We start from the raw sequence: 17822 nt of genomic DNA on the forward strand, positions 1-17822 counted from the left end.
TGCGCATCATGCTTTTAATCAATTCCATATCGCTTACATTTATCGTAAAAGCTTGTTTTACCAATTTCTAAAAGCTTAGCCGCTTGCTGTTTATTTCCATCCGTACTTTTTAAAGCTTTCTCTATTGCTTCTTTTTCCGCTCGCGCCACCACATCTTTTAATGGTTGCACATTAGCGTTTTCTACTGTCACCAAGCCATTGATTTCATGTTTTATATCTTGGTTGTGTCCTTCTAGATCTTGAAGATATAAAGGTAAGTGAGATAAGAGAATCGTTTGACCATCTAAGATATTAACAGCTCTTTCCAAAACATTTTCTAACTCGCGTATATTGCCAGGCCACGAATGTTTTTGTAATTGCTTTAACACCTCATTTGATAATTCAAGATTATGGCGATGAAAATGCTGTTCTAGCTTTTTTAACAGTACGTAAGCAATTTGAGATAGATCTTCTTTTCGCTCACGAAGAGGTGGGATATCTACTTTAATAACATTTAAGCGATAATATAAATCTTCTCGAAACTCACCCTTTTCGACCATTTCTTCCAAGTTACGATGGGTAGCGGCAATAATTCGTACATCAATATCAATGGTTTTTTGGCCGCCAACTCTTTCAAGCTCTTTTTCTTGCACAACACGCAGTAGCTTACTTTGCATTTGTAGGGGCATATCACCTACTTCATCTAAAAAAAGCGTACCTCTATGAGCCAACTCAAATTTTCCTTTTTTTCCTCCTCTACGCGCACCTGTAAATGCACCTTCTTCATATCCAAATAGTTCAGATTCTAAGAGCTGCTCTGGAATGGATGCACAATTTACTCGAACAAATGGAAAAAAGCACCTGGAGCTCGCTTGATGAATCGCGTGAGCAAATAACTCTTTTCCAGTCCCAGATTCTCCTAATAGTAGTACCGCTGACTTACTGTTGGCTACTCGCTCGGCTAATTGTTTAGCAAAAAGAAATTGTTTATTATCTCCGATAAGATCTTGAAAACTATATTTACTCTCTGACTCGTGTTCAAGCTTTTTCTTATAATAATTCAGTTCTTCTAATAGAGGCTGTACTTTTTCAGAATAAGCTAGCCAATCTTTAGCATTCCGAAACATTACCGTTCCTACAGCTCCAACCAATTCATTGTCTACATATAAAGGATATCTGTTTGCAATCATTTCATTCCCTTTAATAAAATGAATGCTAGCTACTTCTGCTTGACCCGTTTGAGTAACAATATGCATTCTCGAGTTTTCAATTACTTCTTGAACAGAACGTCCAATTGCTTGTTCAACTGTCGTATGTAAAAACTCACAGTAAGCTTTATTTATATAAAGGATTTTCCCCTGAACATTTACTACAACAATCCATTCTGTTGCTACATTTAAAATCTCTTCAAACCATTTATCAGGAATTCGATTTTTATGAGCCACCATCTTTCCTCCTATGTACACACTTCTATTACCTATTATACCAAACTCTCCTTATGCAATTGCTTTTATTCCGGAAAAACGGATTTTTCCGGATTTTTGGAAGTAACACTCTTTTTTATTCCGTTTTTACGGAAATACCAATTACATTTCTCCATATTTCTATTCAAGAATCCCGATTTTGTTTGGCTTTGTCTAATTTTTAGAAGTTGGCACGAATCTTGCAATTATACTTATTTAAGTAAACGCTTACATTTTTTCGTGTAAAAAGGAGGATTATATTGGTTCGATAAAGTAAAGAACGCTATAGGGGGGATTTGAAATGGAACTAGTTATTATCCTTTTATCACTTAGTCTTTTAATGTTTGTCGCATATCGTGGATTTTCAGTTATTCTATTTGCGCCAATCTGTGCACTTTTTGCTGTTGTACTAACTGAGCCAAGTTACGTGTTGCCTTTTTTCTCAAATATTTTCATGGAAAAAATGGTAGGGTTTATTAAGCTATATTTTCCAGTTTTCTTATTAGGTGCGATTTTTGGTAAAGTCGTTGAAATGTCAGGATTGGCTGAAACCATTGCTAAAACAATTGTACAAGTTGTTGGTGCAAAACGAGCAATTTTAGCCATTGTCATTATGGGAGCAATTTTAACCTATAGTGGAGTTAGCTTATTTGTTGTTGTGTTTGCTATTTATCCATTTGCAGCTAATCTATTTCGAGAAGCAAACATTCCTAAAAGACTTATTCCAGGAACCATTGCATTAGGTGCTTTCACTTTTACAATGGATGCTTTGCCAGGTACTCCACAAATTCAAAACGTTATTCCAACTACTTTCTTTAAAACAGATATTTATGCTGCACCAATGCTAGGTATCATTGGCGCTATCTTTGTTTTGTTTGTTGGGCTAAAATATTTAGAAGGTCGCCGTAAAAAAGCAGAAGCTGCTGGTGAAGGTTATTATGGCTTTGGCCACGAAACCGCAGCTGCGGCTGAGAAGTTAGAAAATGATATAACAATAGGAGAAGAAGAAACAAGTACGAAAAATGAAAAACCAACCATGTCTCGTCAAATCCTAGCGTTTGTACCTCTAATTCTAGTAGGAGTTATGAATAAAGTATTTACAATGGCTCTGCCTGTTTGGTATCCAAATGGTTTTGATTTTGCTGCCATTGGTCTTGAATCCTTTGGAAAAGTTGAGCTTTCATCTGTACTTGCTATTTGGTCGGTTCAAATGGCTCTAGTAGTAGGAATTATTGCCACACTGCTATATGATTGGAAAAAAGTAAAAGTAAACTTTCAAGCAGGTCTTAATACAAGTATCAGCGGCGCGTTGTTAGCTTCCATGAACACAGGTGCTGAATATGGTTTTGGAGGCGTTATTGCTGCTCTTCCAGGGTTCGGTGTTATTAGTAAAGGAATTTCTGAGACATTTACAAATCCACTTGTTAACGGTGCTGTAACAACAACAACATTGGCTGGTATAACAGGATCTGCATCAGGAGGAATGGGCATTGCTTTAAGCGCTATGTCTGAAAAATACTTAGCAGCAATCAATCAATTCAATATACCACCTGAAGTAATGCACCGCGTTATTTCAATGGCATCAGGTGGTATGGATACACTTCCACATAACGGTGCTGTTATTACGCTTCTTGCAGTAACTGGCTTAACGCATCGTCAAGCGTATCGAGATATTTTCGCTATTACAATTATTAAGACGTTAGCAGTTTTTGTAATCATTGCACTTTACACATTCTTCGGTATTGTATAAACAAAGAAGCATCCTTTCTATAAAACAAGGGTGCTTCTTTGTCGACATATTTCCCTAGAAATAATGTTATTTCGCAGGAAATGTCTTATTATGACTCTTGTAAATTCTTTTCTTGCTCTAATCGTTCTAAGATGCGGCGTTTACGATAAAGCATAGTCCCTATTTCTCCAATGTCTCCAATCGCCTGCTTATTCACATAAGCACCGAAAATCATACCTGCTATAGGAATCATTTGAAAAAGCTTTTTCCATCCCCAGTTGTCTCGATAAGTTGTAAATACCTCTCTCCAACCTTGAAGCTGCGATAAGCTTTGTGCACGTTTACCTTCTGCCAATTCTTCTAAAATTGCTTGTTTACCAACAATATCAGAAGATGAGAATTGCATACACTTTACCATAAAGACGCGTTCTTCTTGCTTTGTTGGATCATAACCATAAGCAACAGCAACCTCTTGCAGAGTTTTAAGTGTTAAACCTAAGACAAATGGAACATCAATAGCCAAAGTGAAAATACCACCGATGCCTGTTGTAGCGCCTTGGATTTGAGCATTTTTTTGACGTGTTGCTACAAAAGCATTTGCTAATTCATCCATCTCTTGAATAGATAGCTGCTGAATGTCTGTTAATGTTAACTCTTTTTCTTCTAAGCGCTTAGATGCCTTTTCTAACGTAGCGGACGTATTTGCTAAATATTGTCCACCATTATCAATGTATTTAGCAACTTCATCAAGGAGCTTTTCTATTTTTGCATGAATAAATTTAGGGGTTACTTTATCAAGAGCCGCAAAGGGTAAGCGAAGCAGCTTCTCCCAAAAAAACAAGCCTTTTTGACTTTTTTCCCACTTTTCAACCTTTTTTAGCTCCTTTGCTAGCTGTTCCCGTGTCTCCACACACATTCCCCTTTCTATATAAAGCGCCCAGACAAATAATGTACTGGACGCTTTCATTCTTCTTATGCCTTTTGCTTCTTTTTCACATATTTAAATATAAAAAACACAACGATGATAATTAACAGACCAATTCCAATCGGTTGCATATATTGAGAAACAATCGGTCCAACATCTTCCCATTTCGGACCTAACTTATAACCAAGATACACGTAAAGAGCCGTAATTGGCAGCATCGCTACAAACGTATAAATTGAGAACTGCCAAACGTTCATTTTTGCCATTCCACAAGGAAGCGAGATAGCTGTACGTACGCCAGGAATAAAGCGTCCAAAGAAAGCTACTCCTGCTCCATATTTATCAAAGAACCGATCAGCTGCATCGATTTCCTTCTCTTTCACTAGAAAGTACTTTCCATATTTTAAAACAAGAGGACGTCCGCCATAGCGACCAAGAGCGTAAAGCGTTAATGGTCCAAACACTCCTCCAATTGTTCCTGCTAAAATAGCTAAATAAAGGTTCATATCACCTTGATATACCCAATATCCCACAAGTGGCAAAACAAGCTCTGCTGGGACAAATTCAAACGTTAGCGCTAAGATAACCCCGAAATATGAAAGCTGCTTAAGCGCTTCTACTAATGACAAAACAACTGTTTCTAACAAACGACTTCCTCCTCAGTTAACTGATTACTCTATGACAAAACGTGATATTTTAAAGCTTCACAAGTCATAATTGTATATTAATCCCCTGTAATTGAAAAGTAAAAAAAGAACGAATGCTGTCAGTCTAAGTAATTTACGATTTCTTCTCTAAAAAGTTTCAATAAAAATAGACACTAGATAGCTAGTGCCTAAATTTTAAAGTTAATTTGGATGACTCCAACTTTCCGAAGCGCATCATATAAGATGACAAGTGCTGGACCTAGGAACAGTCCAATAAACCCTAATAGTTTAAATCCTATATATAAGCTGATTAACGCAGCTAAAGGAGAAATTCCCATATTTGTTGAGAATACTTTCGGCTCTACAACTCGTCGAACAACCGTAATGACTCCAAATAAAATAAATAGGCCGATTGCCAGTGAATCTTGACCTTGAGTTAAAGCAAATATTCCCCATGGGACTAGAACAGAACCTGTTCCTAAGATTGGTAGAATATCAACAATAACAATTAACAGGCTCAATAAAGCTGTGTATGGTACATTTAATAACCATAGCCCAACATAAGCCATCACAAATGTTAAAAGACTCAATACAATCTGAGCTTTAATAAATCCAACACCAGCTTGCATCAGCTGCGTAATAACAATTTTTGTTTTATATTTCGTTTCATCTGTTAAGAACGATTTTATTTTCTCTTTAATATTTGGTAACTCTAAACTAATGAACACTAAAGCAACTAAATAAATTAGAAATTCCAACAAGAAGCCTGGAACTGTTGCAGCAAAGCTAATAATTAACTCAACGGTTCCCTTTAATAGTGTATCCAACGAATTAATAGTGCTTTCAATTGCATTTTCAATAGATGAAATGACTTCTGTAGGAAGAGCATTTGAATAATATTTCCACTTAATAATATTAGGATAAATTGTCGTTTCGTAAAGCTCTTTTACAAAAGAAGGCGTGACTTTTGAGAGAGCTACTACTTGCGTTACAATTGTACGAATAATAAAGAAACCAATCAATGTTATGGATACAACATATAATAAAAACGCTACTAATACAGCATAGATTCGATTAAACTTCAAAGAGTGCTGCAACTTTTGAATAAGGCCTTCTAGAACAATTGCCGTTAACAAAGCAAAGACAATTGGTAAGCTATAAGGAATTAAAAAACAAGCTGCAATAATTGATACAATAATTGCTATGCGCTTCTTCCACATATGTAAATGCCTCCCACGCTTTCTTCCTAAATTCACTCACATGCCCTATACTAGAGCAGGCTCAGCTTGTTTATTTAAAAACATACCTGTTGTTACATATTATAATTATAGGTTTAATTTCTTTATTAATAAAGAACTAATCAAAAAATTATCAAAAAAGCTACTTACCTGTTCATAAAAATAGAACCAGTAAGTAGCCTTATGCATTAAGCATTATTACGAGATTACAAGCTGCATTAGCTAGCTACTTTAGCCGCTTTCGCCTCTTTCATCACTTCATTAGCTTTTATAGGATTGTACTTGCCTTCAGACTTAGACATAACAATTCCTGCAATTGTGTTACCCATTAAGTTTACAACGGTACGAGCCATATCCATAATTCGATCCACACCAGCGATGAATGCCAGACCTTCTGCCGGAATTCCAATCGTACCTAACGTTGCTAATAATACAACAAATGATGTTCCTGGAACGGCTGCCATCCCTTTTGAAGTAATCATAAGCACTAAGATTAGCGTTAGCTGTTCCACAATTGTTAAGTCAATTCCATAAACCTGTGCCAAGAAAATAGCGGCAATTGCTTGATACAGCACAGATCCATCTAAGTTAAACGTATAACCAATTGGGATGACAAACGATACAATAGCTTTTGGACATCCCATTTTTTCTAATTTGCCCATAATACGAGGTAATACCGTTTCTGAACTTGATGTACTATATGCTAACAGTAATTCATCTTTTAAATAACGCATTAATGTAAAGATATTTACGCCAGCCCATTTCGCAACCGCTCCTAAAACCACAATTAAGAAGAATAGTAAACCAGCGTGAACTAGAATAACAAGTTTCGCTAGCGACATTAATGATTCTAAACCAAACTTAGAAACAGTTACACCAATTAGAGCAAAGACCCCGATAGGAGCAACTTTCATCACCATATTAACAACATGGAACATCGCATGTGAAACACCATCAAAGAAATTTAAAACCGGCTTTCCACGTTCTCCTATTGCTGCCACTCCTAATCCAAACAGTACGGAGAAGAAAATAATTGCTAACATGTCACCTTCTACTAGTGATTGGAAAAAGTTCGTAGGAACAATATGAAGGAACGTTTCTGCAACAGTTTTTTCACTTTGTTCTTCGCTTGTCTCTACGTACTGATTAATATCCGTCTTTTGTGCAGATTCAATATCTACTCCCACACCTGGTTGAAAAGCATTAGCCAACAACACGCCTATGATAATTGCAAATGTTGTAATAACTTCAAAATAAACGATTGTTTTAGCGCCTAATCGACCAACTTGCTTACCATTACCAGCACCAGCAATACCAACAATTAAGCTTGAAATAACAATTGGAATAACAATCATTTTAATCAGGCGTAAGAATAAGTCGCCCAGAGGTTGTAAGTACGTTGCTACTCTTGGATCATTAAACCAAATAACACCAACTAAAATACCTAAAATTAAACCAACAAAAATTTGTGTTGCCATGCCAAACCGCAATTTTTTCATATGTGCTCTCCTCTCTGTTGTAAAGCGATTTTATTTTTTCTGAAAATTAAGAAAAGACCATTCTTAAAGAAAGAATGGTCAACAAAAAGACAGTTTTCTTTCTCTCAACAAGCAAACGAGGTTAACTGTCGGATTCGGGTTTGAGAGTACCCTACCTTCCGCTAAGGAAAGATTCACCCCAAGGTATATGACATACCAAATTTGTGGTTCCCCCGCTCTAAAATAGATTAAGCTTACTAAAATATTTATTTTTCTAAAATATTATACTAAATTAATATTTTTCAATAAGAATAATTTATCTGTTTTTTGAAAGCTTGTCAATTTATTTTTATGACTCGAAACTTTTTAACTATATAAATACCAAAATATAAACAACAGCTAGGACATTACGAAATAATTCCTTCTCAAGGGAGAATCATGACTATTCTAAATAAGTTACGTTGAAAGGACATATTGTTGCCACTACTTTTTTAAACTTATTTTCCTGATTAACAAAAAATCCGAGGCAATGAGAGTTAACTCTCATTGCCTCGGATTTGTCATACGCTTTGGTATCATAGCCTCTTCTCATAATACTTAAAAGAATACAAGATAAATAGCAACTGCTAATACAATACGATAAATAGCAAAAGGTACCAATTTTATTCGATTAATTAATTTTAAGAAAAAGCGAATTGAAACAAGTGCTACGATGAAAGCACTAATAAAGCCAGCAATGAAAAAAGGCAATGCATCAATTGTGAAATACTGCCAATTTTTAATTAATGATAACCCACTAGCTCCTGCCATAATAGGAACAGCCATAATAAAAGTAAAGTCAGAAGCTGCTCGGTGGCTCATACCCAAAAGTACCCCACCTGAAATCGTAGCACCAGAGCGTGAAAACCCTGGCCATAGAGCAATACATTGAAATAATCCAACACCAATTGCTTGACGATAAGTCATTTGATCTACTGTTTCAGTTTTTGGAATTCTTGAAGCAAAGCGGTCCGCAATAATCATTAAGATGGCTCCTGCAATTAAGCTTACTAATACAGTTTTTAATGAAAATAAATACTCATCAATAAAATCTTCAAATAAAAAACCTAGTACAGCAGCTGGAAGCAAACCAACGATAACTTGAGAAAGCTTTAAACGATTTGTTATCTGTGCGTATTGCTCGCTTTTACGATTTAGTCCAAGTAAATTAATAAAACGCTCTCTGAATAAAACAACGACAGCTAAAATTGAACCTAATTGAATAACAATTTTAAATGTATTGGCAACTTCTGGTGAAAACAATTCTTTTGAGTTCAACCATAAGTCATCTACAATAATCATGTGTCCAGTCGATGATACAGGAGCGAATTCAGTTAACCCCTCTACAATTCCCAAAATAATCGCAACAATAATTTCCCACATTTTTACTCTACCTTTCAAGATTACATAATTTTTTCATCTTCATAGCAAACGTAAATATTCGCTCTTTATCATAATTGTTTGCTGATAAAAACACAATCTTTATTTAAAGAACAAAAAAAGCCCCAATCGGGCTTTTTCTATCGATGATCTTATTTACTATATGGTTTAGCTTCCTGCGAACGAACTAGTTTATCCCTTAGACTATAAAAGCTAAATAGATAACCACCCATTGTTCCAACAAGCGCTGGTATTAACCAACCAAAGCCTGTGTTATAAAACGGAAAACTTCTCACAAATTCTCCCCAAGCACCTAAGTTTACCCCTGACTGTAAACAAGCGTCTGTTATGCTTGCCGCTCCAACAAATAAAACAGATAAAGCATAGGTACCTTGTTTCCCTTTAAATAGAGAATTTGTTAACGATAAGACAATTAGCATAATAGCAACAGGATAAATAGCTGTTAAAACTGGAACTGAAATCTTTAGAATCATAGTTAACCCTAAATTTGCAACAAGTAAACTAAATAAAGCAATTGTACTAACCCAAACCTTATACGACACTTTCGGTACTAATTGCTCAAAATATTGACTGCATGATGTTAAAAGTCCAACGGAAGTTGTTAAACAAGCTAACGTAAAAACAATTCCTAATAAAACAGCTCCAAACGGGCCAAACAGCGTAAAGACAATGTTCGTTAACGTTACTGCTCCATTTGCTGCATCGGCATGACTAACAGATCCTAAATATGCCAACATCAGATAGATAATAGCTAGTAACGTTCCTGCAATTACCCCTGCACGAATGGATGACGCCATAATACTTTTGGTATCAGTCATTCCTTTTTGCTTCAAAGCCATTGCAATGACAATTCCAAAGTTTAGCGCAGCAATTGTATCCATTGTCGCATAACCATCGGTAAATCCAGTAGCAAATGCTTTTGTCACATAGTTACCTGCAGGGTGACCAGCTGGTTCAAAAGGATGAGAAAGAGCACGAATAAAAATCAGTGAAATAAGAACTAGTAAAACAGGTGTTAATACTTTCCCAAAGCGATCAACAAGCTTTGAAGGCTTTAAGGCTAACCAATACCCAAGCGCAAAATAGCAAAACGTATAGCCAAATAGAGCGACTTTTACATTTACTCCTTCAGGTAAAAAAGGCTGTACACCCATTTCAAATGCTAAGCTTCCTGCTCGTGGGATTCCTAAAAAAGGGCCAATTGCTAAGTAAATCATGACCGTAAATACAACCGCAAAAACTGGGTGGACTCGGTTTGCTAATGATTGAAGACCATTTGATTTTGCTACAGCAATGACACCCAGGATTGGTAGCCCCACAGCCGATAAAATGAAGCCTGTAACAGCTGGCCACAATTCACTTCCAGCAGACTGTCCTAAAAATGGAGGGAAAATTAAGTTTCCTGCTCCAAAAAATAATGAGAATAGCATTAAACTAATAAACAGTGTATCTTTTCTTGATAAAGCATTCATGTGAGTTCCTCCTAGATTGTTTGTACTGCTGATTTTTCTGTCTAATGTCAATATCACTTTCCACTCGAATCACTCCTTTTTATACACAAAAAAATCCCGTCCCTAAAAAGGGACGAGATATAATTCTCGCGTTACCACCCTCGTTCTGCTAAAAACAGCAGCACTCGCCAACGTACGTGTTCATACGTGTTCCTTCTAACGGTGGACGTCCGAATATACTTACTATAAAGCTTCAGCATATTTTCTCAGAGATGATTTTCAGCTAGGAACTGTACGCTAACTTTCAGCAAACGTTAGCTCTCTGGGGAACAGTTTTCATAACCTACTCGTTCTCTTCAACGAATTTATAAGGTGTTTTAATTGAATAAAAATATTCTAACAAAACTTTTCAGATTTGTATACAAAAATTTAAATATTTTATCAATTATATTTTTTCCCATTAATAGTCAGTCTATAAAATGAAACTTCTAGCTAATTCGTTCGTATATACTACTACATTACTTAATAGGAGGCTCTTATACATGAGCGGAAATGTACGTGTTATGAAATGGCTAACGGCTGGGTATGAAGCATTTTTAGGTATTCCTCTAATTGGTGGTGCATTCATCATAAGCTTTTCATGGGGACCTTTAGTATTTGCTTTTTTCCTACATGCAATTGCTCTATTTTTATCTCATAAAGAAGGTCGTTCAGCTTACGGAAATATTTTGGGGATGGTGACATCATTTATCGGCGTAATCCCAGTTGTGGGAATGGTTATGCATATTATTACCGCTATTGTTATTGCATTTGAAGCAGCAAAAAGATAAATAACCGCTTGCATTTTTTCCTAATGATGGTAGAATGAAGTCGTCAATTAAATGATTTTCTACTAGGGGTGTCTGATTACACAGACTGAGAGAAGAGTTATTGTGCTCTTTAACCCTTTGAACCTGATTTGGGTTATACCAACGTAGGGAAGTAGTCTTGAAAGAACGGTGTTTTATGCTGTTTTCTTTTTTGTCTATTCCATCGGGCTCTTACATAGAGCCCGATTTTTTTGTTCGGTATAGCTTATTTTCTCAAAATCTACTAGCATAATGGAGGAATAAGTATGTCTAAAGAACAAGTAATCATTTCAATGCAACAGCCGTTTCCAAACAGTAAAAAAGTATACGTGCAAGGGACTCGAAGTGATATTCAAGTACCGATGCGCGAAATCCACCTTTCCCCCACTGTAAACGACCGCGGTGAAGAGCAAAACACCCCCGTTCGCGTTTACGATACAAGCGGCGTATACACCGATCCAGCCTATAGTGTAGATTTAGAAAAAGGACTGCCACCTTTACGCAAACCATGGATTGCAGAACGAAACGATACTTTCTCCTATGCTGGCCGTACCGTTCAAGCAAGAGATAACGGCTATAAAGAAGGCGATCAGCGGAACGAAATGAAAAGCTTTCCCCTTATTAATTATTCACCACAAAAAGCAAAGGATGACAGAATCGTCACCCAAATGCATTATGCAAAAAAAGGAATTATCACGCCTGAAATGGAATTCATCGCAATTCGTGAGCAAATGAGTGCAGAAACGATTCGTGAAGAAGTTGCAGCAGGGCGTGCAATCATTCCCTGCAATATTAACCACCCAGAAGTTGAACCAATGATTATCGGAACAAAGTTTCACGTGAAGATTAATGCAAATATCGGAAACTCTGCTGTTCATTCATCAATTGAAGATGAAGTTGAAAAGATGACGTGGGCTACAAGGTGGGGAGCAGATACAATTATGGATCTTTCAACTGGTAAAGACATTCATAAGACACGTGAATGGATTATTCGAAATTCACCCGTTCCTGTTGGCACTGTCCCTATTTATCAAGCTTTAGAGAAAGTTAATGGGATAGCAGAAGACCTATCTTGGGATGTTTATCGTGATACGCTTATCGAACAAGCCGAACAAGGTGTTGATTACTTTACGATTCATGCGGGCGTACTATTGCGCTATATTCCACTTACTGCTACGCGAACAACAGGTATTGTCTCACGCGGCGGATCTATTTTAGCTCAATGGTGTTTAGCACATCACCAAGAAAACTTTTTGTATACGCACTTTGAAGAGATTTGCGAAATTTGTAAGCAATACGATATCTCCATCTCATTGGGAGACGGACTGCGCCCTGGTTCAATTGCTGATGCCAATGATGAAGCACAGTTTGCAGAGCTTGATACGCTTGGTGAATTAACAACAGTGGCGTGGAAGCATGATGTTCAAGTAATGATTGAGGGTCCTGGACATGTGCCAATGCATCTGATTAAAGAGAACGTTGACCGACAAATGGAAGTTTGCCACGAAGCACCATTCTATACCCTGGGACCACTAACAACTGATATAGCACCGGGCTATGACCACATTACGTCTGGTATTGGAGCTGCAATGATTGGGTGGTTTGGTACAGCAATGCTTTGTTATGTAACCCCAAAAGAACATTTAGGCCTTCCGAATAAAGAAGATGTTCGCGAAGGTGTAATTACCTATAAAATTGCTGCTCATGCTGCTGATCTTGCAAAAGGTCACCCAGGTGCCCAAGTTCGTGATAACGCACTTTCAAAAGCTCGATTTGAGTTTAGATGGCATGACCAATTTAATTTATCGTTAGATCCTGACCGAGCTCGAGAATACCATGATGAAACACTACCAGCAGAAGGTGCTAAAACTGCTCACTTCTGTTCCATGTGTGGACCTAAGTTCTGTTCAATGAGAATTTCTCATGATATTAGACAACTAGCGGATGAAAAACAGCTCGTTGATTTCGCTAAACAAGGCATGAAAGAAAAATCACAGGAATTTATTGAAAAAGGATCTAAACTTTATTCTTAATAAAAAGCACCGAGGTAAGCAACTACTTACCTCGGTGTCTATCACTTTAAAATAAGTCTTTTGAAGAAAAAGAGCAGCTTAACTAAAATCCATCCGACCAGTGTTCCAATTGAATTTAGCAGAATATCATCAATATCAAAAACTCGCTCTGTTAACTCATATTGTAAAATCTCAACAGTAAAACTGATTAAGAACCCTGTGACAACCACTTGAATAAATCCGTCAAATGATTTCATAAAAAGCGGTATAAACATTCCAATTGGAGCAAACATTACAATATTCCCTATTACGTTCACGAATGCTAGCTCAAGATTTCCACTGGCCCACATGAGCTTAATTGTACTAAATAAGCTTAAGTTCATGGCTTGCCCATATACTTGCTCGTTTTCTTTAATGAGCGTGACGTAAATAAGTGTCACACCATATATAATAAACAAGAAAAGCAATCCTTGTTTTACTTTTTTCTTTGTATTATCCGTCATGTTTTTCCACACCTTCTCTGTCCTTACCGTCTGCTTTTACTTCTATCATATTGTACATGCTATGTATTTATGAAACATTCAGCTTACCTTATCCTATCACGTTACCTCTTTTTCTGGATACCAAACTTTAAAAATAAAAGAGACTGGGACACAATGAAATGATTCCTTCTCAAAGGCGAATCATTACTTTGTTATAATAGCTAGGTTGTAAGCACAAGTTCGTTCCCTTACGCTAGTTTTTTGAATTTGTTTTTGAACCAACAAAAAAATACCCAAGCTATCAAAAGCAGTTAACTCGTGATAGTTGGGGTATATCATTGTTTGAAGCACTTATGTCTCAACCTCTTGTAATTAATTAATGATTCCTCGATGAATCACTTCAACAGTTACGTCTGGTTTAATATCGATTTGAGCATAATCTTTTTTCCATTCTAATTCTTTCCATACATCGGGGTGGTAAGCCATTAGTTCTCTTCCTACCTCTAAGAAATCACAGTTTGCTTTTTGAAGCTTTTCGACAACTTTCTCAGCTTTATTTTGAACATTTTTGTTAATCGTATTTTCAATTTTTTTAATAAGATCATCTGATCCAACTTCTCCATACGTAAACTCAGTAATACTAACTTTTAGTGAAACAGGGACTTTTACTTCTAACTGGTGATTAGAACGTACTTTTATCTTCAGTTTTGATTTTGCTTTTGCCACTTCATAAGAAACAATATATTCTTTTCCATTCATCTTTACCTTATCTGTCATCGTCATATATTTGTTTTTTTTATTTGATAGTAATAATAATGCTTTTGCTTCCTCATCTTTTAACGTTATTCCCGAAAATTTTTCCCCATTAAATAACGCAATTCCCTTTATTTCTACAGACATGTTTTCCTTATTAAATTTTGCATAAGGTAGAGCTAACCCTTTTCCTTCATCAAATAACAATGTACAAATCGTTTGAAGAGTCTCTACTGGTACGAGTGATTGCTTTTCAGCCGTTAAAATAACGCCAGATAAATATTCTCCAATCAGCTCTTCCCCCACTTGCTTCATATTAATAATTTCGTTTGGTTTTCCGTCGATTATTACATATCGAGCGATAAGCGGGCTTTCAGGTGTTCGGTACAATACATCACTTAGCTGGATAATCCCTTTTTTTGCTAAATCGTCCTCAATTAAAAACACACGATTTTTAGCCGTCATTAACGTTCCAGAAAGCTGTTCGTTTAGCTGAACTCGACCGCTTCGAGGCGAACTAGCCGTTGCGTGATATATTTTACTAACAGGCGCTTCTTGGTTTGAAATATAGGAATGTACCGCTATTGCTCCATCAATTCTTCCATCCGGCGCTATCTGATACGACGCTGCAGACATAAAGATCGTATCCTTAAGCATCTTTTGATCCCAACATCCAGTTAATAAAGCTAGCGTACTGCTAAGTAACACCCACATTTTCCACTGTTTCTTCATGTTGTCCTCTTCCTCTTTTTAAATAATGAAAGAATAAAAAGTAAAGTTGGAATGATAAAAATAAAGATATACACCAAGTAATTGGTTATTTTTGACAATACAGCTGTTAAATCATCACTCTTTGAATAGTAAATCGATAAGATAGCAGCACAAAATACAATGATAGGGACAAAGGGTCTATGCGTTTTCTTTTTAAAACACGTCTTCATACCGACACTCGCAATATAAACATACATAATTAAAGACGTAATAACTGAAATAATCCAGAACGCTAAAAATACTAAGTCGATTCGTTCAATGACAGAGTTTTGAGTTGCTTTTAAAATATATAAAACAGGTTCTGGTACAAGCGGCATTTCATCTGGACTAAAAAATAATAAGCAAGCTAATGTGACATAGACATAAATCATGGTTGCTGCAAAGTTGCTAAACACCACCATTTTTAACGTGGTAGTTTTACTCTGGGCTCTTACAAACGGTGCTAAAATTAAGACTGCTTCAAATCCAAGCATGGAAATGGTGCCTTCTTTTGCACCGAGCATAATTTTTTGAATTCCAGCTTCTCCAATAGGAAAGATATACCGGATATCAGCATACTTAAATGCACTTGCCACGAGGAGGATAATTACAATTAATAAAACTGACACCATTACATAGAAGCGTGCAATGTTTACAATATTTTCCTTTGCAAAATAAAGAGCGATAATAGCTAATAACAATACCAATATATAAGCAGGAGTAATATGGTAAACCCACCTTTGTAAAACATTTACATATAAAACCATAATAACGCTTGAAATGACAATATAATATCCTATGTAGCCTATGTTTAATACCTTCCCCAAAAAAGTGCCTAGCAACGTATTTCCCATACTATATACAGTTTCACCCGGTAAGCGGTACGTGAGACCCCAGTGAATAAGAGTAATAACTTGTACAATAGCTCCGCTAATAATGAGCGATAACCATCCATCTGTTTCAGCGATTTTAAATAAGTTATAGGGAAGTGATAAAATTCCAATACCAATCTGTGTCTGAAGGATAATAAAAAATAATTGTGTTGAAGTAATTTTTTTAGCTTCACTCATTTTTTTGCCAATCCCTTAATGCTCGCTGTCTTCTGCGCTTTAGAGGCTTTGGGCCTACCGGACGATCGTTCATATACATTTGATTGACCCGAACAAAGACATCCTTTAAATCTGCCACACGCAATGGAGCAATTGGTATTAAATAAGGTTTCCCTACAGATTCTAGTGTTACCAGATGCATAATAATAAGGGTCAGCACAAAGATAATGCCTAAATAACCGAATAATGCTGCTCCTACCATCATTGGAAAGCTTAAAATCCGTAACGTCGTACTCATTTCATTTGTTGGTACCACAAATGAAGCAATGGCCGTAAGAGCAATAACAATAATCATTATATTGGAAACAAGATTTGCTTCTACAATCGCTGTCCCGATAACTAACCCTCCCACTACGCCAATTGTTTGCGCAATGGACGATGGTAATCGAATTGCTGCTTCTTTTAGAAGCTCTAAAATAAGAACCATAATAAACGCTTCGGCTATCGGCGGAAAAGGCACGTTATCAACAGAGCCTTTCACCGTTAAAATTAAATCAACAGGGATAAGCTCATAGTGGAATGAAATCGTAGCAATATATAACGCTGGTAGACTGATTGCAACAAAAAAACTAAAAATCCTCAACAAGCGAAAGAAAGATCCGTACAAAGAGCGGGTATTATAATCTTCTGGCGATTGATAGAACGTAAAAAAGCAGGAAGGCGCAACAATCGTGGATGAGTTTCCAGCTGTCATAATCGCAATTCGCCCTTCCAATAGATTCCCCATCACTCGATCTGGTCTTTCTGTATTAAGCAGCTGTGGAAAAGGTGAAAACGGTGAATTTTCAAGAGCTTCTTCAATAATACTCCCGCTTTCCACCGCATCCACGTCAATTGATTCTAATCGTCGAAATACTTCTTCATAGTATTCTGGATTTGAAATTCCTTTAAGGTATAAAACAGCTACTCTCGTACGCGAAATCGTACCGACTTCAAGGTATTTAACGATTAAGCTTCCATCTAAAAAGCGCTGGCGCATTAAGTTTATGTTTTTATCTAGATTTTCAACAAACCCTTCGTGAGAACCGCGCACAACTTTTTCATCAATTGCTTGACTAACTTCCCTAGATGCAGGAAGCGTAGCATCAATTATATATAAGGTTGAAACGTCTTCAAGAAATAAAATGGCCCCACCTCGACAAAGCAACGTAATCACTTCATGTAGATCTTGTGATTCGTTCACAGAACCAATCTGAATAACCTCTTTTGGGTCTCCTTTTTTCTCTAGTAGCATTGGTTTAATAACATGTTCGTTTAGTTTTACCGAATCCATAAGCGGCACAAAATACATTAATAGCGCTTTTTTACCGTTAAACGTAAGCCAACGCTCACCTAAATCATTCGTGTAATCCAAGTACTCTTGAAGATACTTTTTATTTTCTTCAATTGTTGTTTTTAGTGGAATGTTGATGGATGCTGGATCTTGTTTTGGCTCACTTTTTTGCTTTTTCTTTTTTGAATGACGTTTAATCAGCATCAAATCCACCTCGGTTCTAAATAGTTATACTTTCAGTGTTT

The 17822-nt window shown here is 36.5% G+C and carries 14 protein-coding genes, 2 riboswitches and 1 other annotated feature; of the genes, 3 read left to right on the forward strand and 11 right to left on the reverse strand.

Annotated elements, in window-relative coordinates; genetic code table 11:
- Positions 1-14: 14 nt before the first annotated feature.
- Positions 15-1427 carry a sigma-54 interaction domain-containing protein gene (locus V2145_RS16425; protein WP_222582590.1) on the reverse strand — a complete coding sequence of 471 codons (1413 nt, stop codon included), beginning with the start codon at positions 1425-1427 and terminating at the stop codon, positions 15-17.
- Between the two features lie 316 nt (positions 1428-1743).
- On the opposite strand from V2145_RS16425, the gene V2145_RS16430 reads away from it, so the two are divergent.
- Positions 1744-3192: a GntP family permease gene (locus V2145_RS16430; protein WP_094912643.1), complete on the forward strand. Its 1449-nt coding sequence runs from the start codon at positions 1744-1746 to the stop codon at positions 3190-3192.
- 88 nt (positions 3193-3280) lie between these two features.
- On the opposite strand, the gene V2145_RS16435 is transcribed toward V2145_RS16430, so the two are convergent.
- The 6 genes from V2145_RS16435 to brnQ all read right to left on the reverse strand — a co-directional run bounded on the left by V2145_RS16435 (position 3281) and on the right by brnQ (position 10371).
- Entirely contained in the window at positions 3281-4081 is an 801-nt protein-coding gene (locus V2145_RS16435) for an EcsC family protein (RefSeq protein WP_094912642.1), read from the reverse strand.
- Between the two features lie 62 nt (positions 4082-4143).
- On the reverse strand, positions 4144-4743 hold the full coding sequence (locus V2145_RS16440; RefSeq protein ID WP_094912641.1) for a DedA family protein: 600 nt from the start codon (positions 4741-4743) through the stop codon (positions 4144-4146).
- Positions 4744-4931: 188 nt separating this feature from the next.
- Positions 4932-5963: a sporulation integral membrane protein YtvI gene (ytvI, locus tag V2145_RS16445; RefSeq protein WP_094912640.1), complete on the reverse strand. Its 1032-nt coding sequence runs from the start codon at positions 5961-5963 to the stop codon at positions 4932-4934.
- Positions 5964-6199: 236 nt separating this feature from the next.
- Positions 6200-7480: a cation:dicarboxylate symporter family transporter gene (locus V2145_RS16450; protein WP_094912639.1), complete on the reverse strand. Its 1281-nt coding sequence runs from the start codon at positions 7478-7480 to the stop codon at positions 6200-6202.
- A 96-nt stretch (positions 7481-7576) separates the two neighbouring features.
- Positions 7577-7724, reverse strand: a riboswitch (cyclic di-AMP (ydaO/yuaA leader).
- A 332-nt stretch (positions 7725-8056) separates the two neighbouring features.
- Positions 8057-8881: an undecaprenyl-diphosphate phosphatase gene (locus V2145_RS16455; RefSeq protein ID WP_094912638.1), complete on the reverse strand. Its 825-nt coding sequence runs from the start codon at positions 8879-8881 to the stop codon at positions 8057-8059.
- A 149-nt stretch (positions 8882-9030) separates the two neighbouring features.
- Positions 9031-10371, reverse strand: coding sequence for a branched-chain amino acid transport system II carrier protein (brnQ, locus tag V2145_RS16460; protein ID WP_330988012.1), 1341 nt, complete (start codon positions 10369-10371; stop codon positions 9031-9033).
- A gap of 105 nt (positions 10372-10476) precedes the next feature.
- Positions 10477-10719: a binding site (T-box leader), on the reverse strand.
- 173 nt (positions 10720-10892) lie between these two features.
- Between brnQ and V2145_RS16465 the strand changes: the two genes are divergently transcribed.
- Both V2145_RS16465 and thiC read left to right on the forward strand, forming a co-directional pair.
- Positions 10893-11180, forward strand: a complete 288-nt coding sequence (locus V2145_RS16465; RefSeq protein WP_330988013.1) for a hypothetical protein — start codon at positions 10893-10895, stop codon at positions 11178-11180.
- A gap of 54 nt (positions 11181-11234) precedes the next feature.
- A riboswitch (TPP riboswitch) is annotated at positions 11235-11347 on the forward strand.
- Between the two features lie 117 nt (positions 11348-11464).
- Positions 11465-13231 carry a phosphomethylpyrimidine synthase ThiC gene (gene thiC, locus V2145_RS16470; RefSeq protein ID WP_094912636.1) on the forward strand — a complete coding sequence of 589 codons (1767 nt, stop codon included), beginning with the start codon at positions 11465-11467 and terminating at the stop codon, positions 13229-13231.
- Between the two features lie 41 nt (positions 13232-13272).
- Here the strand turns inward: thiC and V2145_RS16475 are convergent, their stop codons facing one another.
- The 4 genes from V2145_RS16475 to V2145_RS16490 form a co-directional block, all read right to left on the reverse strand.
- Positions 13273-13713, reverse strand: coding sequence for a VanZ family protein (locus tag V2145_RS16475; RefSeq protein ID WP_094912635.1), 441 nt, complete (start codon positions 13711-13713; stop codon positions 13273-13275).
- Between the two features lie 351 nt (positions 13714-14064).
- On the reverse strand, positions 14065-15177 hold the full coding sequence (locus tag V2145_RS16480; protein ID WP_330988014.1) for a Ger(x)C family spore germination protein: 1113 nt from the start codon (positions 15175-15177) through the stop codon (positions 14065-14067).
- A complete protein-coding gene (locus V2145_RS16485) occupies positions 15174-16265 on the reverse strand; it encodes a GerAB/ArcD/ProY family transporter (RefSeq protein ID WP_131888557.1) in 1092 nt (363 codons plus the stop codon). Before V2145_RS16485 ends, V2145_RS16480 begins: the two co-directional genes overlap by 4 nt.
- Positions 16258-17781 carry a spore germination protein gene (locus V2145_RS16490; RefSeq protein ID WP_330988015.1) on the reverse strand — a complete coding sequence of 508 codons (1524 nt, stop codon included), beginning with the start codon at positions 17779-17781 and terminating at the stop codon, positions 16258-16260. The genes V2145_RS16485 and V2145_RS16490 overlap by 8 nt, the downstream gene beginning before the upstream one ends.
- Between the last annotated feature and the right edge of the window lie 41 nt (positions 17782-17822).

The organism is Priestia sp. GS2 (assembly GCF_036409025.1).
GTDB lineage: Bacteria > Bacillota > Bacilli > Bacillales > Bacillaceae_H > Priestia > Priestia aryabhattai_A.